This is a genomic window from uncultured Eubacterium sp., from assembly GCF_934295145.1.
Classification (GTDB): Bacteria; Bacillota; Clostridia; order Lachnospirales; family Lachnospiraceae; genus Eubacterium_I.
Genome location: NZ_CAKRAS010000034.1, coordinates 1 through 23,912, shown reverse-complemented (window position 1 = coordinate 23,912; position 23,912 = coordinate 1). Strand labels below are relative to the sequence as shown.

At 39.7% G+C, this 23,912-nt stretch carries 22 protein-coding genes; 15 read left to right on the top strand and 7 right to left on the bottom strand.

All coding sequences use genetic code 11. The features are described from left to right. Positions 1-36: 36 nt before the first annotated feature. The 4 genes from Q0I54_RS08370 (at position 37) to Q0I54_RS08355 (ending at position 3,184) form a co-directional block, all read left to right on the top strand. Positions 37-582 (top strand): cell division protein SepF, encoded by a 546-nt coding sequence (locus Q0I54_RS08370; RefSeq protein ID WP_296117933.1) that lies wholly within the window; start codon positions 37-39, stop codon positions 580-582. A 251-nt stretch (positions 583-833) separates the two neighbouring features. Then, positions 834-1,361, top strand: a complete 528-nt coding sequence (gene lspA, locus Q0I54_RS08365; RefSeq protein WP_296117931.1) for a signal peptidase II — start codon at positions 834-836, stop codon at positions 1,359-1,361. 6 nt (positions 1,362-1,367) lie between these two features. After that, entirely contained in the window at positions 1,368-2,297 is a 930-nt protein-coding gene (locus Q0I54_RS08360) for an RluA family pseudouridine synthase (RefSeq protein ID WP_296117929.1), read from the top strand. Positions 2,298-2,536: 239 nt separating this feature from the next. Next, positions 2,537-3,184 (top strand): AAA family ATPase, encoded by a 648-nt coding sequence (locus tag Q0I54_RS08355; protein ID WP_296117927.1) that lies wholly within the window; start codon positions 2,537-2,539, stop codon positions 3,182-3,184. Between the two features lie 108 nt (positions 3,185-3,292). Here Q0I54_RS08355 and Q0I54_RS08350 read toward each other — a convergent pair whose 3' ends face one another. Beyond that, positions 3,293-4,135 (bottom strand): AraC family transcriptional regulator, encoded by an 843-nt coding sequence (locus tag Q0I54_RS08350; protein WP_296117926.1) that lies wholly within the window; start codon positions 4,133-4,135, stop codon positions 3,293-3,295. A gap of 201 nt (positions 4,136-4,336) precedes the next feature. Between Q0I54_RS08350 and Q0I54_RS08345 the strand changes: the two genes are divergently transcribed. The 6 genes from Q0I54_RS08345 (at position 4,337) to Q0I54_RS08320 (ending at position 13,905) form a co-directional block, all read left to right on the top strand. Further along, positions 4,337-5,647, top strand: coding sequence for an ABC transporter substrate-binding protein (locus Q0I54_RS08345; RefSeq protein ID WP_296117924.1), 1,311 nt, complete (start codon positions 4,337-4,339; stop codon positions 5,645-5,647). Between the two features lie 8 nt (positions 5,648-5,655). Beyond that, positions 5,656-6,519 carry a carbohydrate ABC transporter permease gene (locus Q0I54_RS08340; RefSeq protein WP_367270808.1) on the top strand — a complete coding sequence of 288 codons (864 nt, stop codon included), beginning with the start codon at positions 5,656-5,658 and terminating at the stop codon, positions 6,517-6,519. Next, complete coding sequence (locus tag Q0I54_RS08335; protein ID WP_296117921.1) at positions 6,519-7,355, top strand: carbohydrate ABC transporter permease; 837 nt, start codon at positions 6,519-6,521, stop codon at positions 7,353-7,355. The genes Q0I54_RS08340 and Q0I54_RS08335 overlap by 1 nt, the downstream gene beginning before the upstream one ends. Before the next feature lie 99 nt (positions 7,356-7,454). Then, positions 7,455-10,253 carry an alpha-galactosidase gene (locus tag Q0I54_RS08330; protein WP_296117919.1) on the top strand — a complete coding sequence of 933 codons (2,799 nt, stop codon included), beginning with the start codon at positions 7,455-7,457 and terminating at the stop codon, positions 10,251-10,253. Then, positions 10,243-11,712, top strand: coding sequence for a sucrose phosphorylase (gtfA, locus tag Q0I54_RS08325; protein WP_296117918.1), 1,470 nt, complete (start codon positions 10,243-10,245; stop codon positions 11,710-11,712). The genes Q0I54_RS08330 and gtfA overlap by 11 nt, the downstream gene beginning before the upstream one ends. 231 nt (positions 11,713-11,943) lie before the next feature. Beyond that, positions 11,944-13,905 carry an AAA family ATPase gene (locus Q0I54_RS08320; protein WP_296117916.1) on the top strand — a complete coding sequence of 654 codons (1,962 nt, stop codon included), beginning with the start codon at positions 11,944-11,946 and terminating at the stop codon, positions 13,903-13,905. Positions 13,906-14,099: 194 nt separating this feature from the next. On the opposite strand, the gene Q0I54_RS08315 is transcribed toward Q0I54_RS08320, so the two are convergent. Further along, entirely contained in the window at positions 14,100-14,582 is a 483-nt protein-coding gene (locus Q0I54_RS08315) for a GNAT family N-acetyltransferase (protein ID WP_294785773.1), read from the bottom strand. 174 nt (positions 14,583-14,756) lie between these two features. Beyond that, positions 14,757-14,966: a hypothetical protein gene (locus tag Q0I54_RS08310; protein WP_296117914.1), complete on the bottom strand. Its 210-nt coding sequence runs from the start codon at positions 14,964-14,966 to the stop codon at positions 14,757-14,759. A gap of 203 nt (positions 14,967-15,169) precedes the next feature. On the opposite strand from Q0I54_RS08310, the gene Q0I54_RS08305 reads away from it, so the two are divergent. The 4 genes from Q0I54_RS08305 to Q0I54_RS08290 all read left to right on the top strand — a co-directional run bounded on the left by Q0I54_RS08305 (position 15,170) and on the right by Q0I54_RS08290 (position 19,706). Beyond that, a complete protein-coding gene (locus Q0I54_RS08305; protein ID WP_296117912.1) occupies positions 15,170-16,924 on the top strand; it encodes an ABC transporter ATP-binding protein in 1,755 nt (584 codons plus the stop codon). Positions 16,925-17,036: 112 nt separating this feature from the next. After that, entirely contained in the window at positions 17,037-18,779 is a 1,743-nt protein-coding gene (locus tag Q0I54_RS08300; protein WP_296117911.1) for an ABC transporter ATP-binding protein, read from the top strand. 95 nt (positions 18,780-18,874) lie between these two features. Next, on the top strand, positions 18,875-19,159 hold the full coding sequence (locus Q0I54_RS08295) for a hypothetical protein (protein ID WP_296117909.1): 285 nt from the start codon (positions 18,875-18,877) through the stop codon (positions 19,157-19,159). Between the two features lie 136 nt (positions 19,160-19,295). Beyond that, positions 19,296-19,706 (top strand): peptide deformylase, encoded by a 411-nt coding sequence (locus tag Q0I54_RS08290; protein WP_296117906.1) that lies wholly within the window; start codon positions 19,296-19,298, stop codon positions 19,704-19,706. A 21-nt stretch (positions 19,707-19,727) separates the two neighbouring features. On the opposite strand, the gene Q0I54_RS08285 is transcribed toward Q0I54_RS08290, so the two are convergent. Together Q0I54_RS08285 and Q0I54_RS08280 are read right to left on the bottom strand one after the other, a co-directional pair. Continuing rightward, the gene (locus Q0I54_RS08285) at positions 19,728-20,165 is read right to left on the bottom strand and encodes a hypothetical protein (protein ID WP_296117904.1); all 438 of its coding nucleotides are present in this window, start codon (positions 20,163-20,165) and stop codon (positions 19,728-19,730) included. A gap of 101 nt (positions 20,166-20,266) precedes the next feature. Beyond that, on the bottom strand, positions 20,267-21,793 hold the full coding sequence (locus tag Q0I54_RS08280; protein WP_296117902.1) for a DNA methylase: 1,527 nt from the start codon (positions 21,791-21,793) through the stop codon (positions 20,267-20,269). Between the two features lie 265 nt (positions 21,794-22,058). Between Q0I54_RS08280 and Q0I54_RS08275 the strand changes: the two genes are divergently transcribed. After that, on the top strand, positions 22,059-22,892 hold the full coding sequence (locus Q0I54_RS08275; protein ID WP_296117900.1) for a hypothetical protein: 834 nt from the start codon (positions 22,059-22,061) through the stop codon (positions 22,890-22,892). Positions 22,893-23,042: 150 nt separating this feature from the next. On the opposite strand, the gene Q0I54_RS08270 is transcribed toward Q0I54_RS08275, so the two are convergent. Next, entirely contained in the window at positions 23,043-23,522 is a 480-nt protein-coding gene (locus tag Q0I54_RS08270; protein WP_296117899.1) for a hypothetical protein, read from the bottom strand. Between the two features lie 135 nt (positions 23,523-23,657). Next, positions 23,658-23,819 carry a hypothetical protein gene (locus Q0I54_RS08265; protein WP_296117897.1) on the bottom strand — a complete coding sequence of 54 codons (162 nt, stop codon included), beginning with the start codon at positions 23,817-23,819 and terminating at the stop codon, positions 23,658-23,660. Positions 23,820-23,912: the final 93 nt, after the last annotated feature.

Genomic DNA, 23,912 nt, shown 5'->3' with positions numbered 1-23,912 from the left:
AATAGATTACAAATTAAGAATGGAGATTTTATCAGAATGGGTATGATGGATAAATTTTTGAATATGATGCGTCTGAATGCGGATGAGGATGATGATTTCTACGATGATTATTATGATGAGGAAGATGATGATTATTACGAGGAACCTAAAAAGAAATCATTCCGTCGCGAGAAAGAGCAGGAACATGAACAGGCAGTTCGTTTTACCTCTGTAAAAGAGAATAAAACATCTGCAAAATCTAATTCCAAAGTGACACCGATGCGCCCGGTGAAAAAAAATCAGGGAGGAAATACTGCCATGGAAGTATGTGTGATCAAACCTACATCCGTAGAAGATGCCCGTGAAATTACAGAGACATTATTAAACAATCGAACAGTTGTATTAAATCTGGAAGGACTGGATCTTGAGATTGGCCAGAGAATCATTGACTTTACATCCGGATCCTGTTTTGCTATTGATGGTAATTTACAGAAGATTTCTAATTACATATTTATTGTAACTCCGGCTTCTGTGGATATTTCCGGTGATTTCCAGAGCATTATGAATGCATTTGATGTAGCATCTTTACAGAACGATATTTAAAATTGCGAAGCTGGAACGAAGAATAGATCAGCTTTGCTGAAATTCGATTCATAATAGAGCATATGCGTGAATCAAAAAACAGAGAACCAGTTTCTGAAAAGGGACTGGTTCTTCTTAGGTAAAGGCATGTAAAGCAGACATAAGCATACCACTTACCCACCGCTTAGTGCTTTACGCACTTAAAGCGGGGGAATGCTTATTTTGTATTCAAACAATTTATAAAGGTGCCTGCCACAGGAAGGAAAAAGGTTATGACTGACAAAAAAACATGTTTGGGAAGAGGAAAAAGTGTGATTCTTGGTATTATCTGTTTCGCAATTTTAGTATTTGTAGATCAGATAACCAAGTGGCTGGCGGTACTTCATCTGAAAGACCGACCATCCTTTGTATTGATAAAAAATGTATTTGAACTTTATTATCTGGAGAACCGCGGTGCGGCTTTTGGTATTTTTCAGGGGAAACGTGTGGTGTTTTTAATCATGACAGTTGTTATTTTGCTATTTTTGGCATACTGCTTCTGGAAAATTCCGTATACTGCTAAATTTAATTCACTGCGTGTGGTACTGGTGTTGATCGCAGCCGGGGCGGTTGGAAATTTTATTGACCGTATGGCAAATGGATATGTAGTTGATTTCTTTTATTTTAAACTGATCAACTTCCCGGTATTTAATGTGGCAGATATTTATGTTACCTGTTCTGCGGTATTTCTGGCAATTTTATTGATTTTCCGTTACAAAGAAGAGGATTTAAATCAACTGGTAAAGAGTTTGAAAGGATAATGTTGTATGGAGCATGAAGTACAGATGCAGGAATTTGTTGTGGAGGCAGAGCAGGCCGGAGAACGTCTGGATCGCTATCTGACACTGATCTATGCAGATCAGTCCCGCAGTTTTTTCCAGAAGCTGATCAAGAATGGCAATGTAAAGGTAAATGAGAAAGAGATCACAAAGGCCGGATACGTTATGGATGAGGGAGATGTGGTCACCGCGTCCATTCCAGCGGCACAATCCGTTGCTATAGAAGCGGAAAATATTCCGTTAGATATTTTGTATGAAGATGCAGATGTACTGATTGTCAATAAGCCAAAAGGAATGGTGGTACATCCTTCTGCCGGTCATTACAGTGGTACGCTGGTCAATGCCATCATGTATCACTGTGCAGATAGTTTGTCCGGGATCAACGGGGAAATCCGTCCGGGAATCGTACATCGCATCGATATGGATACTACAGGTGCATTGATCGTGTGCAAAAATGATACGGCGCATACAGACATTGCGGAGCAGATCAAGGAACATACGGTGACACGCCGTTATCGTGGAATTGTGTGCGGTATTGTCAAAGAGGACGAAGGAACCATTGAGGGCGCCATCGGACGCCATCCGACCCAGCGTAAAAAAATGGCGATTAATGAAAAAAATGGGAAGCCTGCCATTACACATTATAAAGTGCTGCAACGATTTGCAAAATATACATATATGGAGTTTCAACTTGAAACAGGTCGAACTCACCAGATTCGTGTACACATGGCAAGTATCGGACATCCGCTTCTCGGGGATGAACTGTATGGAAATCCGAGAAATCTTGCGATGAAAGGATTACAGGGACAGACTCTGCATGCCATGATCATCGGATTTATCCATCCGTCCACCCATGAGTATATGGAATTTGAGGCTCCGTTGCCGGAGTATTTCCAGAATTTATTGAATAAGCTGTAAAGCGGACATTCACAATCCGCTTTCGCTACTTGCTCATTCTGCGTTCAAAATCATGACAGAACGATTGATATGTTCAGAATGACTATCTTACAATGCTGCATGTCAGCAATATAAAATGCGTTATGCGTGCAAATTCATGTCGATCGTCTCTAGTTTTCAGACAAAAAACGGTTTGCCGTTGAGATTTTTGCGCAAATGTAGTATACTATAGATAGTAAGTAAGGAAAGGGGGATTTCCTATGAGAAATCTTGTAATTGCAATCGGACGTGAATTTGGAAGCGGGGGAAAAGAAATCGGACAAAAACTGGCCGATCGGTTAAATATAAAATGTTACGACAGTGAATTACTTTCGATCACAGCAAAAAACAGTGGATTTTGCGAAGAAATTTTACAGAAAAATGATGAGAAACCGACAAACAGCTTTTTATATTCTTTAGTCATGGATACATATTCCATGAGTGGATATACATCAGCTCCGTTTGTAGATATGCCATTGAATCACAAAGTATTCCTGGCACAGTTTGAGGCAATCAAAAAACTGGCATCCGAGGAGTCCTGTGTTATCGTAGGAAGATGTGCGGATTATGCATTAGCTGGAGATCCGGATTGTGTCAGTGTATTTATTCATGCAAACATAGATTTCCGGTTAAAGAGAATCAAAGCAGATACGGATAAAGAGTTCAAGGATGATAATAAGGTCATTGATTTTATCAATAAAACAGATAAGAAGCGTGCAAATTATTACAACTACTACTCCAGTAAGAAGTGGGGAGATTCACGCAGCTATGATTTCTGTATTGACAGTTCCGTACTTGGTATTGATAAAACCGTAGATGCGATCATTAACTATCTGCAGATCCGTTATCCGGATGAAAATATCAAATAAAAGAAAACGATTTAGAATACGTTATTTGTGACAGAGTTGTATTCTTAAAAAGAAAAAACATAAAGTGCTTTCAGACATTCCGGAAAGGGATGTCTGAAAGCACTTCTGTTATTTGTGCTGATTTCTCCATTCTCTGGGAGAAACACCGTAAATATTCTTAAATGCCCGGGAAAAATGCAGTTGATTTTCATATCCGACGGCAGAACCGATATCCGCAATCGACAGAGAAGTCAGTTTCAGAAGTTCTGCTGCCTTTACCATACGGTAATTCATTAAAAATTCCTGCGGTGACTGACCAGTACTTTTCTTGAAAATTTTTCCAAGATAGCTGCGGTTGATACCACAGACTGCTGCCACATCTTCAATGGAAACATTGTTCTGAAAATTCTGTTCAATAAAATTAATTGCCTCTTTGATATAATAGTCACTCATTTTGCTGCTGGATACTAATTGTGTAGAGTGAGCTGATTGAATCAGATAATCCAAAAATAGGTATAAATGTCCGATGAGATGAAATGAAGATTCTTTTGGATGATGAGTGATATATATCAGTTCTTCTGCCAGTTTATCCCGCAGTTCTTTATTGCGCGGATGATAGACTGGTTTATTTTTGGAAAAATCCGTCATACTTAATGCTTCTGTGATCCGCAATCCGTCAAATTCTACCCAGATATATTCCCATGGTACGTTTGAGTCTGCAATGTAGGTCGTGACCTGTCCAGGAAAAATCATAAATCCCTGTCCGCTGCGTATTTGATAAGTTTGCGTTACACCTTTCGTATCATCTGCCAGCAGAGTTCCTGTTCCAGTAAGAATATAATGAAACAGATAATGATTGCGGGCAGCCGGTCCAAAAGAATGTCCGGGATCACATTTTTCGTAGCCATACTGATACAGACATAGGTCAATAAAATTTTCATTTGGAAAAATATGAAATAAAAGATCAGGCATTGGAAATTCCCTCCGGAGTATTGCAACTATTATTTAAAAAGTAAAAATATCTAAAAATATACCATTATGTGACATACATATTGATTATAGCACAATAAAACGCATAATGATATAAAAAATGAAAAATGCGGATATTCTAGGTCGCATTTTGAGATGTTACAATCATTTTAACAGAAAAAAACAAGAAAGGAAGCAGAAAATATGGCGAAAAAGAAACTGATCTGTGGATTGACAGCTCTTCTTCTGGCAGGATGCGGACTGACCGGCCTGATGGGATGCGGAAAACAGGAGACAGCGGCAGGTAAGACGGAGATTGAAATTGTCTCATACAAAAAAGAAGCAGTAGATACGTTTAATGAGATTGCAGAAAAATTTAATGAAACGCATGATGATATTCATTTGACCATTGACTCTCCGAACGAAGCAATGACGATTTTGAAAACACGTTTTATCCGGGAAGATTATCCGGATATCGTTGTCATCGGTGGTGATATGGATTACTCCAATTTTTTAGATTCGGATCTTTTTGCTGATATTTCAGATCTTGATGTGCTCAGTGAAACAAAATCCTCCTATCTGGATATGGATAAACAGTTGGAATTTATCCCGCAGGATGGGACATACGCGTTGCCATATGTCGCAAACGCGGCAGGTATCCTCTACAATAAGGACCTGTTTGAGGAACATGGATGGGAAGTGCCTCAGACATGGAGTGAATTTATGGCACTTTGTGAACAGATTCAGAGCGAGGGCGTTCAGCCGTTATATTTCGGATTTAAAGATACATGGACCTGTCTGGCTCCATGGAATGCGCTGGCTGTCAGCCTGGCGGATCCGCAGCTTTGCAGTGAAGTAAATAATGGAACGACAACTTTTACAAAGGGGTATGATGAAACGGCAGAAAAGATAAAAGCGCTGCTTGGCTATGGAGAAGTAAACCCGACTGCTTATAGCTATAACGATGCATGTACGGCATTTGCCCGTGGTCAGTCTGCCATGTATACTATCGGAAGTTATGCGATTCCACAGATCAAATCCGTTAATCCGGATATGAATATTGGTACATTTACATTCCCGGCAAATGAGGACGAAGCAGATAATGTATTAAACTCCGGCATTGATGTACAGTTTTGTGTTATGAAAGCCTGCAAAAACAAGGAGGCTGCCTACGAGGTACTGCGTTTCCTGTATGAGGACGATACAATCCGCACTTATCTGGATGAGCAGGGCGGCATTGCATGTAAACAGGGTGATTTTCCACTTTCTTCTGAACTGGAAGGGGTACGCTCTTATATTGAATCCGACCGTATGGCTGACTTTCAGGATCATCACTATCCGAGTGAGATGAGTGTGGATGCCATGATTCAGACTTATTTGTTGGATGACAGCGCAGATGCCAAAAAAACTTTCCTGAGCAAATTCGACAAAGACTGGAATCGGTACAATCGGGATCTGATCTGGAAAGTGCAGCAATATAATGAAAAAGATGGAACATCGGAGGAGACGAAATGAAATCAAAAATGACAAATCGGAATAAAACATTCTGGATCATCGCAATTCTGGTCATTGCATTGTTTTTTACATTCAATACCCTTCCGATGATCAAAGGTGTGATTTACAGTTTTACTAATTATAAAGGCTATGGTTCTTATGACGTGGTTGGATGGCGCAACTACGTGGATCTGTTTACCGATGCGAGAGTCGGAAAAAGTTACCTGTTTACTTTTAAATATGCCATCGCCGGAACAATCCTTGTCAATGTGTTAAGTTTGCTTCTGGCGCTTGGATTAAACAGCAAAATCAAAGGCAAGAGCGCGCTGCGTGGTATTTACTTTGTACCGAATATCCTTGGAGGACTGGTAGTCGGCTATATTTTCAGCTTTATCTTTACATACATTCTTCCTGCCATCGGAAGCGTCTGCCATATCTCTTTCCTGGAAAACAGCATTCTTGCCAGCGAAAAATATGCATGGATCGCGGTACTGATCGTGGGTGTATGGCAGGCAGTAGCTATGAATACAATCATTTATATTTCCGGTTTACAGACTGTTCCGGAAGATGTCTATGAAGCAAGTATGTTGGATGGGGCCAATAAATGGACAGAATTTTGGAAAATCACATTTCCGCTGATCATGCCATTTGTATCCATCAATCTGGTGCTGAGTACGAAAAACTTCTTAATGGTATTTGATCAGATTGTTTCATTGACACAGGGCGGTCCAGCGCAGAGTACAGAATCTATTTCCTATTTAATTTATAAAAACGGTATGTCCGGCGGGCAGTTTGGATTCCAGAGTGCAAATGCAGTATTGTTTTTCGTTGTGATCGTGGCAATCTCTGTTTTCCAGCTGCGGTTTACGAATAAGAAGGAGGAACAGTTGTAATGGAAAAAGGACGTAAAACAAATAAGGTTTTAACAGCACTTCTGATCATCGGAACCGTGACGGTATTTTTCCCGTTATATATGGCAGTAATCATTGCTTTCAAAAATCCGAGTGAAATGACAAATGATGTGGCAGGTGCACTTTCACTTCCAAAAAGCTGGAGTTTTGCCAATTTTACAGAGGCCATGCAGGTGACGGATTTCTGGCATTCTCTTGGTAACAGTTTACTGATCACACTTGTTACAATCGTACTGGCGATCCTGATCCATTCCATTGCAGGTTATGTGATCGGACGTGGTATGCGCAGGATCAAAGGATTTAAATTCATTTATTTTTATATTGTCAGTGGTATGTTTGTACCATTTTCAATTCTGATGATGCCGCTGGTAAAGCAGACTGCGCAGATGGGAATCGGAAACCGTTTTGGTGTTATCCTACTGTATCTGGTATTTTATATGCCAATGAATGTGCTTCTATACAGCGGATATCTGAAAAATATTCCGGAAGCACTGGAAGAAGCAGCAAATATTGACGGAGCCAATGCATGGACAACGTACTGGCGGATTATTTTTCCGATGATGAAACCGATGCATGCTACGGTTGCAATATTGACAGCTCTTGGTACCTGGAATGATGTCATGACACCATTGGTCATTATGTCCGGAACCGGTCAGAATACACTGCCACTGGCACAGTTGAATTTCCAGAGCCAGTTTGGAACAAATTACAACCTGGCATTTGCTTCTTATATTCTGGCGTTGATCCCGATTTTGATTTTCTATGTTATCTGCCAGAAGCAGATCTTAAATGGTGTGGCAAACGGTGCGGTAAAATAGTATAATAAAAAGCAAGCAAGATTCAGATTCAGTGAATTATAAGTTCTGTGTAAATGACTGACAAATAGAAAAAGTGTGAATAATGAGGAGGAACCGTGAATGGCAATTATTTTTGATGCAAACCGAAAAATATTTACAATTCATACAAAACATACAACTTATCAGATGCAAGCGGATGCAAAAGGTTATCTGCTGCACTTATATTATGGAGTGCGGGTAAAAGGAACGATGGATTACCTGTTATGCTATGCGGATCATGGTTTCTCCGGAAATCCGTATGCAGCAGGTATGGATCGTACTTATTCTCTGGATGCACTGCCGCAGGAGTATCCGTCTCTTGGAACTGGTGATTACCGCAGCGTTGCATTAAACATTGCGAGTGCAGGCGGAACAGAGTGCTGTGATCCGACTTTTGACAGTTATAAGATCACAAAAGGAAAATATAGCCTGCAGGGACTTCCGGCTGTCTGGACAGCGGATGAGAAAGCAGAGACGCTGGAACTTGTGTTAAAAGATGAATTGACACAGGTAGAAGTGCATCTGTTTTACGGTGTACTGGAAGATGCGGATATCATTACCAGAAGTGTAGTGATCAAAAATACAGGAACAGAAACGATTACCGTGAAAAAAGCATTGTCCGCATGCCTTGATTTTGTACAGGGAGACTACGATGCAATCAGTTTTTATGGCAGACATGCTATGGAGCGCAATCTGGAGCGTGTTCCTGTGGGACATGGAACGTACCGGATTGGCAGTCACCGTGGCAGCTCCAGTCATCAGTATAATCCAGGTGTGATCCTTGCAGATCGTACAGCAACGGAAGATAGCGGGAACTGTTATGGAATGCTTTTAATGTACAGCGGAAATTTTGTTTGCGAGGCAGAGCGTGATCAATTTAACCAGACACGTTTTCAAATGGGGCTTGGAGATGAATTATTTGCTTATCCGGTAAAAGCAGGAGAAGAATTTACAGCACCAGAAGTAATTATGGCATATTCTGATGAGGGATTTTCCAAATTGTCCAACCTGTACCATAATTGTATTTTAAATCATGTATGTAAAGGTAAGCAGGTACATACAAACCGTCCTATTTTGATCAACAGCTGGGAAGCTGCGTACTTTGATTTTAATGGTGATACAATCGTGGAACTGGCAAAGCAGGCTGCAGAGCTTGGCATTGATATGGTCGTCATGGATGACGGGTGGTTCGGCAAACGAAATGATGATAATGCTTCTCTGGGTGACTGGTTTGTCAATGAAGAAAAATTAGGCGGTACGTTAGGACAGCTGATTGAACGTGTCAATGCACAGGGCGTGAAATTTGGTATCTGGATTGAGCCTGAGATGGTAAATGAAGACAGTGATCTGTACCGTACCCATCCGGACTGGGCTCTGACAATTCCGGGACGGGCACCAATCCGTTCTAGAAATCAGCTGTTACTTGATTTTTCACGGAAGGAAGTACGGGAAGAAATTTTAAAACGCATCTGTGCGATTTTAGATCAGGGAAATATCGAATATATTAAGTGGGATATGAACCGCAGTATGGCGGATGTATATGCGGGAAATGTACCATATGATTATGTCTTGGGGCTTTATGATTTTCTTGAAAAACTGACCAGCCGTTATCCGGAGATTTTGATTGAAGGCTGCAGTGGCGGTGGCGGTCGTTTTGATGCAGGTATGATGTACTACACTCCGCAAATCTGGTGTAGTGATAATACGGATGCCATCAATCGAACACGGATTCAGTATGGAACATCCTTCTTCTATCCAACAGCTGTGGTTGGCTCGCATGTGTCTGCGGTACCGAATCATCAGACTGGCAGAATCACAAGCCTGAATACCAGAGGTGTGGTAGCTATGGCGGGTACTTTTGGCTATGAGATGAATCCTGCTTTGCTTAGCTGTGAAGAAAAAGAAGAAATCCGCACACAGCTTGCGATTTATCGTAGACATCAGGAACTGATTCGTGAGGGTGATTATTACCGTCTGTCGGATCCGTTTAAAGACGAAGTAGCTGCATGGATGAGCGTTGCAAAGGATCAGTCACAGGCATTAGTAAGTGTTGTCCGTTTAATAGCGGAAGGTAATCCTTTTGGAACTTATGTAAAATTAAAAGGATTGGATGAAACGTGTTTTTATCTTGAGGAAACTACTGGAAACGTATACAGCGGAATGGCATTGATGCAGGCCGGTCTGTTGCTGCCAATGGCAGTAACTGAATACGAAGCATATCAGTTTTCTTTCAAAAAAATGCAGGATGCAGCCGATTTATACAAGCTTCTTCGCGATAAAACAGGAGCAGAACGTAAAGTAATCAGTATTTTTGGCGGTTCTGGTTCTGGAAAAACTACAATGGCAGATATTTTGCAGCAGCAGTTTCTTGCAGACGGTATCGGTTGTTTTATCGTGCATGGAGATGATTATCCGTACAGAATTCCGAAACAGAATGATGAGGAACGGGAACGGATTTATCAGAAAAGTGGAAAAGAAGGTCTGAATGCTTACCTTGGAACACCGCAGGAGATTGACTATGATCGTATCAATCAAGTGTTGGCAAATTTTCATGCCGGAGATACATCAATCGAACTGAAAAAAGTGGGGCGAAATGAAGGCGAAATCTGGTTTGAGCAGACAGATCTGACAGATGTACAGGTATTACTTCTGGAATGGACACATGGTGGTAGTGATTATCTGGAAGGTGTGGATTTTTCTGTTTATCTTGACAGCACACCGGAAGAGACAAAGGCACGTAGAATCCGTCGTGGACGAGACGAAAATGCTGCCAGTGCATTTATTCAGTTGGTTATTTCTCTGGAAGCGAAAAAATTAGAACAACAGGCGAAGGACGCTGACATTATCGTTGGAAAGGATGGTCATGTATATGAATCTTAAACCGATGCTGAATGCTTATCCAGACAGTTTAGGTGGAACTCTGAAAAAGATTGTAACATTGCTGGAAAGAGATGAGATGAATAATGTCTTTGGCTCTTTTTACATATTACCAAGTCTGTATCATTCGGATTTGGACCGTGGATTTTCTGTCATTGATTATGATGTCAATGAAGAAATTGCCACACAAGATGATCTGAAATTGTTAAAACAGCTTGGCATAGATCTGAAACTAGACTTTATCTTAAATCATGCATCAGCACAATCGCCACAGTTTAAAGATCTGGTAGAAAAGGGAGACGCATCGGAGTATAAAAACTTTTTTATTGATTGGAATGCGTTCTGGGAAGGCTATGGCTCTATGACGGAACAGGGCTATATTCAACCAGACGAGACATACATTAAAGACATGTTCTTTCGAAAACCAGGACTTCCAATCCTGATGGTACAGTTTCCGGATGGAACAAAACATCCTTACTGGAATACATTTTATCAGGAAGAACATTATCCGCAGTATCTTGGACAGATGGATCTGAACATTCAATCTCCTGAAGTATGGACATTTTACAGGGAAACTCTTGCTAAAATTGCATCCTATGGGGCAAGTATTGTACGACTGGATGCTTTTGCCTATGCACCGAAAGCACCTGGAAGAAAGAATTTTCTCAATGAGCCGGAAACATGGGATTTACTGGAACAGATTCAGATGTATGCACAACCTTATGGTCTGACTTTGTTGCCGGAAATTCATGCAGCATATGAGGAACATATTTATCAGAAGGTAGCAGAAAAAGGATATATGACCTATGATTTCTTTCTTCCAGGTCTGGTGATCGATGCGATTGAAAACAAACGAAGTAAGTATCTGGCAAACTGGGCAAAGGAACTGGTAGACAAAAAGATTCAAACCGTGAATATGCTAGGATGCCATGATGGAATTCCGTTACTCGATCTGAAAGGAATTCTTCCGGAAGAAGATATTCAAAAACTGATTACATTGATTGTAGATCGAGGTGGTATGGTGAAAAATCTCCATGGTCAGAAAAATGTGTACTATCAGGTAAATGCAACTTATTTCAGTGCATTGGGAGAATCAGAACAAAAACTTTTGTTGGCAAGAGCTATCCAGATGTTTATGCCTGGAAAACCACAAATATGGTATTTAGATCTGTTTGCCGGAAAAAACGATCATGAGGCAGTAAAACAGGCAGGCGAAGGTGGACATAAAGAAATTAATCGCACGAATTTAACGGATGATCAAATTGAGCAGGCACTTCAGACAGAGGTTGTGCAAAAACAATTGGAACTGTTACGGTTTCGCAGTACTTGTAAGGCATTTACCGAAGATGCGTATATTCAGGTCCAGGCAGAGGATCAGAAATTGATGATTCGCTGGAATAATTCGGATGCAGCCGCACAGCTGGATGTGGATTTTGCAACAGGAAATTTTAACATATCTTAATTTCAGATAATTTGAACGCAGTCACAAAGTGACTGCGTTCATGAGTTTCCAGTGGCAGTTCATTGAATTTATGCATCAGTGTCTTGCATTTACATAGATCAACATACGTTGTTATAGAAAATTATAGCATACGTAAAAAGGACACACAACATGGTTTACAATGGTTATGAATGGTTATATAATAAAAAATAAATATGTCCAGTTGTTATTTAGAGGGGAGGAGAATGATTTATGAGTAGTCCAAAGGAACAGATTGCAAAAATAGATGATCGTTTGGAACAGTTGCCAAAAGGCACTTTAACTTATAAAAATATCAATGGGAAAAAACAGCCTTATATCCAGAAAACGATTAGTGGGAAGTCCGTTAGTTATTATGTAAAATTATCTGAGCGGGAATATGTTCTGGAAGCCTTTGATGAACGAAAAAAATTACTGGAACAAAGACAGCGTCTGATGGCATATTGGGATAAAATAAAGGATATTTTAATGTGGAATCCTTATCTGGATGAAAAAGTTGGATGCGGAAGTCAAAGTTTTCGTGAATTTGCCTGTGGGAAACAGTTTTATGTGGACAAAACGCAGTTTATTTCAGAATGGATGATTAGTGAAGCGAAAGTAACCCTTATTACACGCCCAAGACGCTTTGGGAAAACAACAATGATCAGCACCGTTGAATATTTCCTGGATCCAAGATTATCTGGTCATCCGGAGTATTTTGAAAAATTGAATGTATGGAGAAAAAGTCGCATTCGGAAATGGTATGGAAAAATACCAACGGTTTCTGTCAGCTTTGGTAGTTGTAAAGGTGCTAATTATAACCAGGCAATGAAAGGAATCAGTAATTCATTCTTTATGATGTATGATGCGCATAGTGAATTATTGAAAAGTGACAGGCTGAGTGAAGATGACAGGGAAGAATATCGTTCTTTGCGTGAAATGTTTCGTAAAGGAGATGTAGATCAGGCAGAAGTAGCCATCCCTCGTCTGTGCAGACTTCTGTCTATACATTATGGCACTTTGCCAGTCATTCTTCTGGATGAATATGATACACCGTTACTTGAGGCCTATACAGACGGATATTGGAATGAAATGATCGGAACCTGCCGCCAGCTGTTTCACTGTGCATTTAAGGAAAATCCTTACTATGACAGAGCAATCATTACCGGTATTACAAGAGTAACGAAAAACTCTTTATTTTCTGATATGAACAATATTGAAGTAGATACGGTAACATGCAAAGCATATGATGACAGTTTCGGATTCACAGAGAAGGAAGTATCTGATGCTTTGAAATGTCAGAATATAATGTCTATGCCCAAGATTAAATCTATGTATAATGGATTTATCATCGGAGGAAGGAAAGATATTTATAATCCATGGTCCATCTGCAATTATCTTCGAAATGGTGAATTAGTATCTTATTGGACACATACGAGCAGTAATGAACTGATCCGTGATGTTATCCGCAAACATCCGGTACGCAGTAAGTATGAAATCGAACTGCTTATGTCAGGGGAAGTGATACATAAAGAAATTAATGAAAATATCACCTTTCAATATTTGGATGGTGATGAAAACAGCTTGTGGTCTCTTCTGTTAGCTGTCGGTTATATTAAAGCTGACAATGTGAAAAAGCATGGCGAACTGACGGAGTGTGATGTGTCGGTGACAAATCAGGAAGTAATGGGTATGTTTCGATATGAAATTCTTGAAATGTTTAAGAATGGTAATGCAATTTACAATGCATTTGTAACGGCATTATTAGAGCATCAGACGGAGAAGATGAGTGATATTCTTACGGAGATTGCGTATTCATCAATGAGTTATTTTGATACAGGAAAACAACCTTCTGACCGTGTACCGGAAAATTTTTACCATGGACTTGTTCTGGGGCTGATCGTATCGTTGCGTGACAGATATCATATTCGATCAAATCGGGAAAGTGGACGTGGCAGATATGATATTGCAATGTTTCCAATCAACAAAGAGGATGATGCATTTATTATGGAATTTAAGATACATGACAGCAGGAATGAAAAATCACTGGCTGCTACAGCAGAAAACGCATTGTTGCAGATTGAGGAAAAAGCATATGAAACGGATCTGCTGGCAGCAGGCATTCCGGAAGAAAAGATTTATAAAATAGGTTTTGCATTTTCTGGAAAGGATATTTGGGTGATAGAGCGAAAATAAAAATAACACACTAAAATCTGAAATAGCAGAAACATATAAATGAGTAATAAATGGAATTTTGATTTAAGCTTAACCAGATAAAAACAGAGAGGTATTTGTTACCTCTCTGCTGTGAATGCGCCACAAGGATGATAGATGGATATTTCATCATTTTTTTCTCTTTCAGGTTCCTTGGCGCAGCTTGTTGCATGCAATCAGGATTCGGCAAAATTGGTGAGGGTGTCACCGGTCATACGATAAATCGTCCAATCTGCCTGAGGTTCTGCATCAAGAGAAAGATAGAAATCTATACTTGGTTTGTTCCAATCGAGACATACCCATTCAAAGCGTCCACAGCCACGTTCGACAGCAATAGATGCTAATTTTTTCAGAAGTGCCTTGCCATATCCCTTTCCACGGTATTCTTGCTTTACAAATAAATCTTCCAAATAAAGACCTGCGCGACCGAGAAAAGTAGAAAAGTTATGAAAAAACAGTGCAAAACCAACTTCTTTTCCATCTTCCATGGCGAAAATAACCTCAGCTTTCTGTTTGTCAAAAATCCACGTTTCAAGGATAGATTCATCAGCAATTACTTCATCCGACATATTTTCATAATCTGCAAGCTCTTTCACAAATTGAAGAATCAGTCCAGTGTCTTTTCTTTCTGCGTTTCGAAATGTTACTTTGTTTCCCATAAAAATTTACCCCCTTAGTATCTGGTAGAAAACTACCATCTATTTTAACTATCATATCATACGTCATATATATTGTCGCCTTATTTTTTTACGCAACCGAGAATACCTCCACTTCTGTAAGTGTAAAGCATATTGATTCTGAGAGTAAGATGTTATTCGTATCAAACTTCCAGATTACAGTGGCATAGGTGTTCCTGCAAGATGCAAGATAAAAATAACTGCTATAATAAAAGCAGCAATAGCAATACAGACAGCCATATGTAAATTATAGCGTTTTTTCAGTAATTTAAAAATCAAAGCAGCACAGCATTCAAATATAGCAAGAATCAAAATGATAATACCAATTGATTGCCACAACCACATAAGTTCATATATCCATCTCATTTTATAACCATCCATTTTGCGTTTGACTATTAGTATATGAAAGTATCACTCCTAGTTTTTAAATGGAAACTCTCTTCACAAATTATAGCATGGGGAGGATGAGCATACAACAGAATTGGGAGTAATTAATAGTATATCTTCTACTTGGTATATGGTAGAATATTTTTATCTGGTTAGAAACAATTATGGGGAAAAGCGAAACTATGAAAAAACAGATTAAAGATATACTGAGTATGTTATGGAAATATAACCGAATCTGGGGCGGCATAAAATTACTAAATGCCGTCTTATTAGCTGTACTTGTGCCAATTAATACGATACTTTTCCAGAGAATCATAGATAATAGTTTGAATCTGTTGCGGCAGAGACAATTTACGACTGGAATATATTTAGATTTTGTAATGTTTGTTGCCGCATTGTTTTTGGATGTGATTTTGACAAGTTTTGATAATTATATGGAAATTCGATTTGATATGAGGCTGACAGATGGCCTGGAGCGAGATATCATACAAAAATATAAAAATCTGGATTACAGATGTTACGAAAAAAGTACAACCTATGATATCATCTCAAGAATTTCAGAAAATCCTGGAGAAAAGGTAAAAATTATTTATTGGAAGATAGTTGAAATCGTAAAAATAGTAGTTTCATTAGCTGGTTTACTATTAGTTTTCCGGCAGGCATCGAATCTGCTGATTGTTATATTTGTAGTGTTTTTGATTCCAATGCTATATGAAAATTATAAAGCAGGAAGTTTATGGTTTGAACTGTACGAACGTCAGACAATGGATGAGCGAAAAGTTTCCTATTATGAACGACTGCTTACAAGCAAAACAAGTCTCATAGAATTAATCATCTATCAGGCAACAGATTATATTAAATCTCTGTGGAAAAAACAGAGTGACAAAATGTTGAAAGAAAAAGATGCAACATTAAAGAAGGTTGAAAAAGCTTTGTTAAAAAAGAGCCTGTTTGCTGCTTTGTGGTATATAGGTTGCACAGGAATATTGATTCACAGTGTAATGACAGGGCATATTTCTGTAGGTATGTTTATTGCATTGTTCAATACAACATTAAGCATTGTTGATACCATCACCAATCTGCTGGAAACATTTGGTGATTTTTCAAAAGAAATCAAAGAGGTATCTTACATAAGTTCCTTCTTTGAATTAAAAAATACGGAACCAAGAATGGGACATATTGAAGTTCCGATTCATTTTATTCGGTTTGAAGATGTCTGTTTTTCCTATCCAAATTCAGAGAAAGAAGTTTTGCATGATGCGAATTTTGAAATTGATCTGTCGCAAAGTACCGCAATCGTAGGTGAAAACGGTTCTGGGAAGACAACAATTATTAAATTGTTATGTGGATTTTATCGACCGACAAAAGGACGTATCCTGATAGACGATCATGATTTAAACGAATTGAGCAGTCAGGAAATTGGCAAATTAATAAAAGTTGTATTTCAAGATTTTTATCAGTATGAATTGACAATTCGGGAGAATATAGCATTTGGAAATTTATGTGAACTGAAACATGATGATAAATTAGAGGAAGCGCTGGAATTGGTGAATCTGGAGGCTATAAAAAATATAGGTTTGGACAAGCCTTTGGGTAAACTGGAAAAAGGCGGTATTGATCTGTCAAAAGGTCAGTGGCAAAGATTAGCGGTCAGCAGACTTTTTCTGACAGATAGAACATATACGATTCTGGATGAGCCAACTGCTTCTATGGATCCTGTTTCAGAATACAAAATGTATCAGTTGTTCTATTCGCTCATGAAGTCCAGAGGTAGTTTAATGATTTCACATCGTCTGATCAGTGCTAAGATGGCAGATCATATTCTGGTATTGAAACATGGAAATATTATAGAACAGGGAAATCATGATGATCTGATGAAACGTCAGGGAGAATATTATACATTATTCTGTAAACAAGCAGAGTGGTATACAGCATAGTGTGGAGATTGTGATTCTGAGATAAAATATTGCAATTTGCGTTGAACAGAAATTACGTATCAGATTTTCCACATGCGTTATGTTTGAAGCATACATATATGGGGGATAGAAAATGAGAAAATTGTTATTTCGCTCATTAAAAGATATACGCAGGATTGCACCGCAGTCACTTATTATGCAGGTTGTCTGTATGATGCTTCAGTCGGTTCTGGTAGCCGTCAATACATGGCTGGTATCCGTATTTTTAAATCATGTGTATTCGAAAGATTTAAAAACAAGCGTGATATATTTAGGTATCATATGGGGGATATTTGTTGTGTCAGAAGTGGCAAACAGTGTATTTTATGCCTGTATGGTAAAAATTGATTCCAAGGTTGGAATGAAACTTGGTATAGAACTTGGAGAAAAAGGTGGACGTTTATCCTTGATTCAGTATGAGGATGTAGAAATTAACAATCGACTGAAACGGGCGCAGGACTGCATTGAACATGGGAGATTTTCCGATTTAAGCCTGTCGGTATTCAATGTTCTGGCAGAAGTTTTGAAGGTAGGAAGTACATTATTTATATTAGCCAGATTTAGTCCATTGTTGGCATTAGTATCTTTAATGAGTGTTATTCCGTATTTTATCGTTCGGTTAATCCGTGGAAAGGAATTTTATGAACTAAAGAAATATCAGGCAGCAGGTGAACGAAGACGAAACTATCTGTACCATTTATTTGGAGATAAAAGAGTGGTAAAGGAACTTCGTATCTTTGGAATTGAATCTTATATTGAAGAAAAATTATACCAAACCAGAGATGAAATGAATCAGGAATTATGGGATTTTAAGAAACGGGATATTTGCAGCTTTTCATTATGTGAGATTTTATGCAAATGCGGTTATATGCTTAGTATCATCATTGCAATTTTACTTTTGTTGAATCATAAGTTAGATTTTGGTATGCTGGCTGCTTCTCTTATGGCATTCTCATCTTTTCAGTTGGCAGCAAAGTATTTTCTGATCAGTCTTGGGCGACTTCCGGAATGTGCGGCATTTGTAAGAGATTATTATGACTTTATTGATATTGATGAAGATGTGCGTGGAACGGAAAAATTTGATTCCAATTTTGATAAGATAAATGTTAAAAATATATGTTTTTCTTATCCGAACACAGATTACATGGCAATTTCCAATATATCATTTGATATAAAAAAGAATGAATCTATTGCTATAGTAGGAAATAATGGAAGCGGTAAGACAACGCTGGTAAAACTACTGACCGGTTTATATAAAGCACAAAAGGGCGAGATATTATATGGCGTACAAAATATAAACAATTTTGAACCGGTAGGATTTTATCGAAATGTCTCTATTGTAAGTCAGGATTTTGTAAAATATGAAATGACGTTGAGAGAAAATATCGGTATCAGTAACTGGAAACATTTGAATGATACTGGTAAAATACAGGAACTTTTAAAACAGATGGATTTATCGGAGTTTTCAAGCAAGGAAGCGCTTGACATGTTATTGGGCAGTGAGTTTGATGGCAGAGACCTTTCTATCGGTCAATGGCAAAAACTTGCAATTGCACGCGGTATGTTCAAAAACAGCAGTATGATTGTTCTGGATGAGCCAACTGCTGCTTTAGATCCAATTATGGAAACAACGATATTGAAGATGTTTTTGAAGATTGCAAAGGAAAAAACAGCTATTATTGTTTCACATAGAATTGGAATTTGTCGGGAAGTTGACAAGATCATTGTGATGAAAAGTGGAAAAGTTGTGGAGATTGGCAATCACAATGAATTACTGGCAAAGAAAGGTGAATACTATCAACTTTATAAGATGCAGCAAAAATGGTATGTGGAATAGTATATTATGGTAAATAAAGTGAAAAATGATTCACTAAAAGTTTAAATAGCGGAAATATATAAAAAAACATAACTGAGTAATGAATGGAGATAAAAATGTCAGAAAAACGAACAGATGAATTATATCATGTCTTACAGGGAAAAGGCTATCCAGATGATTTTTGTAGAGAAATTGCATACAAACAGATGAATACAGATTACACAGCGACGCGAATGCTTGGGTATTTGTATCGTATTTCAGAACCGCGGCCAGAGGATGTGGTAGATGAAATGCTGGCTATATTGAGTGATCGAAATGCAATCATTCAGAAAAAAGAGATGGAGCATGCTCAGGCCACAATGAATCGTGTATACAGAGATGGGCTGGATAATTTAGACTAGACAGCAAAGTTGTGCGATACTACAATACAAAATAATATCGAAAATGTATTGTAGTATTTACTAAAAACTTGGTATAGTATACTATTTTAGGAGCTTGTCAAAAAGTCAAAAAATAACAGAAAGAGAGCAAAAAATTATGGTACAACAAATTATGCATGATCCGCTGTTTTTAGCACAGAAATCAGCACCGGCAACCAAGGCAGATTTGCAGGTTGGAAAAGACCTGCAGGATACATTGAAGGCACATCGGGAAGGCTGCGTTGGAATGGCAGCAAATATGATTGGAGTAAAGAAGAATATCATTATTGTAAATATGGGAATTTTCGATGTAGTTATGTTTAATCCGGTCATTGTTTCAAAACGCGGAGCATATGAAACGGAGGAAGGTTGTTTATCCTTAAGCGGTATTCGTAAAACAACAAGATATGAAAATATTGAAGTAGAATATCAGGATTTTTCATGGAAAAAACAGCGTCAGAAATTATCTGGATGGACGGCACAAATCGTGCAGCATGAAGTGGATCACTGCAATGGAATTTTGATATAAATATCACAGGTTTGGTAAGCTTTATGAGTAATCCACTCCGAACATTCTTCCCTGAATATCACTTATCTGTTCCACTTCGATAATCGTATTATCTTCCATGATGAGAGCACGGGCATAGGTATCAATTTTTCTGACTACGCCGGTGCATGTGGTATAGGAGCCTCCGGTCTTTTTCTGATCTGGGACAAAATAGGTTATGGTCACCAGTTGTTTGATTCCAATGGTTTTCGCTATCAGATTCAGCTTTTCATTCAACTCTGCAATCGTATCTTCACTTAATTGATGTTTTTTATCCGTTCTTCTGGCAGTTTCCGCGATAGCAGCTTCATGTCCGGTTAATGCTGCAAACGGTGAGAACTGTGCGGCACGGTTGTAGAGCGGCATCCGCGGATGTGTTTTTGAAGTCGGGTGAGGCAGATTGATGATGTCATCATACCGATGTGTTTCCTTATTGTCCATGAGAATGTCTCCTTTCTTGCTAGTGAGATAGCAGAGGTTGTCCGTATGTGGCAGTGGTTAACGACTTCAATGTCGTATTCGTATCCACCTCTATCTTTCGGTTAAGCCTTATGTCCGCCAATCTGTTCATTCCGGTCACGGGCAGTTGCGCCTTCCTGTAAGTTCATTCCTTTCAGGATGGCGTTCTTTCCGAATTTCTTCTTGATGTCCAGCATGGTATGCTGCATTTTCTTTTCCCGCTCCAGAGCAGCTTTTTCTTGGGCCTGTTCCTGCTCTTTGGCCGCATAGTCCGTGAACAGGTTCAGCTGTTCAAAACTTTCTGTGTCTTTTACTGAGGATTCATCCACCAGACGGTTTGCTGTAAGCGTAATCCTCCTTATCAGAAGCGACGGGGCTACGATTCTATCGAAGAGTGCCACAACAGCATCCATGATAATCATTGTGGAAGAGGTCGGCTTCTTCAGGTTCGTTGTTCCGTGTGCATATTTTGGTATTTGTCGGCCATAATGGTCTGTCACAATAGGTCCGTGGTAGTTCCGACGGCGGTTCGAATTTGTAAGGTTCTCGATATCATATCCTATGGTCAATACAAGCTGGTCTGTGACCACACCTTTATCCACTAGGTCAAGTACCATCAGGTCTGCCATTTCCTTGACAATGAGTTTTGTTTGCTCAAAATCACAAGGGCAGTGCAGCACCTGCCCGGAACTGACGCTATTGTTTTCTGGTTTGTATGCTTTCACAAGTTTCATCGGACAAGGTTCATATCCCCAGGCATGGTCAATGAGCAGTTCTGCATTGATGCCAAATAGCTTATATAGCAGGTCTTCGTTATATGCATCCATCGGTTTACCGATAGAGCATCTGGCGACATCACCCATAGTGTAAAGGCCATAATATTCCAATTTCTTTGCATAGCCACGGCCAACCCGCCAAAAGTCAGTGAGTGGTCGGTGTTCCCACAGATGTTTCCGGTATGATAGCTCATCCAGTTCTGCAATACGCACTCCGTTTGCATCCGGCTCAATATGTTTTGCCACAATATCCATCGCAATCTTGCACAGATACAGATTTGTCCCGATACCGGCAGTAGCGGTGATACCGGTTTCTTCCAACACGTCATGTATTATGGTCATTGCCAGTTCATGCGCGGTCATGTGGTACGTACTTAGGTAATGAGTGGCGTCGATAAACACCTCATCAATGGAATAGGTGTGGATATCCTCCGGTGCAATATACTTCAGATAGATGTTGTAAATCCTTGTACTGTAATCCATATATAAAGCCATCTGAGGCAGAGCAATAATATAATCCAGCTCCAGAGATGGGTCGGCATTCAGCTTCGTGATATCATCCGATGAAGCGGCGAACTGGTGTCTGGGTGCATAATAGCGTCGCTTTGCATTCACCTCGCGAACCTTTTGTACGACCTCAAACAGACGGGCACGTCCAGAGATGCCAAAACTTTTCAGGGATGGCGACACGGCAAGGCAGATGGTCTTTTCTGTCCGGCTTTTATCAGCGACAACCAAATTTGTAGTCAGCGGGTCACGGTTCCGTTCCAGGCATTCCACAGAAGCATAGAATGATTTCAAATCGATTGCTATAAATACACTTTGTTTTTCCATCGCATCGTTGCTCCTTTCTGGCATACCCGTCTTTGGCATAATATTGCCCCTTTGATGTCCATATTATAGCATAAAAGAGAACTGATGTTCTATACCTTTTGTGTATTTTCTTTCGGACGGTTCGGACGGAGCCTTTCGCATCCACGACTTCTTCATTTACCTGGCCGACATCACAAAATCATATAGGCATAGCATTTCCAACGTGTTACAATAGATACAGATGTTTCAAAGAATTTAAAAAAAGAAAAAATGTGCGGGGAAAATCATGCGAAAACAAATAATAACTGCTTTGCTGGCTATAAGTGTTTCAGTTGCCACAATCGCCGGATGCGGAACAAAAGAGCCGCAGCAGTCTGGTAGTTCTGCTTCCAGTGAACAGGGCAGCGGTGTGGATGAACCGGATGCTTCCACTGATGTAGATATGAGCGAAGATACACCAGAGACCGGAGCGGATCCGTCCGGAGAGCGGGAGAACGACGGAGAGGATATCTCATCTGAAGCTGATATGGACGCTGCAGGCCAACAACTGTATAAGGAAGTGCTTGACCAGTTTTGTGATTATGCAACTAATGGTTGGGATGAAGATGGGGAAGAAAGCTACATGTTCTGGCATAACACCGATGGAGCGATGGGACTGGATGAAGTGGGGTATTATTTCTGCGACTTGAACAGTGACGGGACACCGGAATTGATTATGGGTACAACGCGGCCCGCTTATGAGGAATGGCCGGACATTGCCTATGATGTCTATGCGAATGTTAGTGGAGAGATTATCCATCTGGCAACTTCCTGGGAACGCAACCGGTATTATCTTTGTCCGGATAACAGCCTGCTGCTGACTGGATCCGGCGGAGCGGGCATTACATCATGGGAGAAACTCATGTGGGATGGTGGAGATTCACTAAAAACAGTAAAAGAGTTGGTCTATGACTACGATGATTATCCGGATTCCCCATGGTTGTATGGAGAAAACGGTATAGAGTTAAGTGAAATGCAACACCTGACAGAAGAAGAAGGAACGAAACTACTGGATGAATGGGAAAATGATTATACCAGAATTCCGGTAACGCCGTTGCGGGAATATGCAGAAGCAAAATAGGGACATGAAAAATACCCGGAGGTAATTATACTTCTAGGTATTGCTTTTGCATATTCAATTCGGGGACGGTTCGGACGGAATATCTGCTCTTATCACATATTTCTTATCTGGTCGCAGATCTGCTGCGAACGGATAGGAGTGAAGGTGTTTTTATTTTTCTTTCTGTATCAGTTCCACGATTCTCTGGTGGATATGCTCAAAGTCACATTTTTCAGCCCCCATTTTGATGAGTGATGCCAGATTAGCATGTTTCTGTGCACCGGCTTTTTCGTTCAGGATTCTGGTTGGCAGCAGGTAAAAATCCCATTGCGCGATATCCAGTGGATTTACAGTATCCTGGTCCGTGTGCTTATGGACACAGAAGACGTAGATATCAGACTGACGTGTCAGCTCCTTGGAATATGTATTCGTTGCACTGTCCCAACCGAAGGTTGGGTGGATGCCGAAACTTAATGCGGACAATTTTTCCTGGCCCCAACTCTGCAGATAACCGGATGATTTGACTTCAACGGCAATGCCCTCTGGGGATAGCAGGTCATACTTGTCCCAGTTGACACGGACATTGTCAGCCACTCCAAGCGCGCAGGCAACAAGGTATTCCGCTAGGGCGCCACGTTCTGCATTATTCATGACGTTGGAATAAGCCCAACTCCAAAAGCTGTTAAGGTTTGATACCTGTTTACTGGTTTCGGTCGTGATTGGTTTGGATCCGGACAGACGGGTCGGGATGATGGATGGATAGATAGTTCATTTGTTATTCCTCATTTAGTTTCTCTGTTTTTTAGAGTTACCATTTTCATCAATCGCTTCGTCAAGCCAGGCCAAAATGCCAAAGTTGCAGAATGGGCAGGTGATGGCATCTTTGAAAACTTCTTCGTTGCAGCGAGGGCAGATGATATATTCTGGTTCTTTTGATTGTCTATTCATTATGTATTCTCCTCACAAACTGGAATTTCATGAATTATCGCTTGCCTTAAACTTGCTGACACAAATCATTTAGTTTCCAATCCACTCAAATAG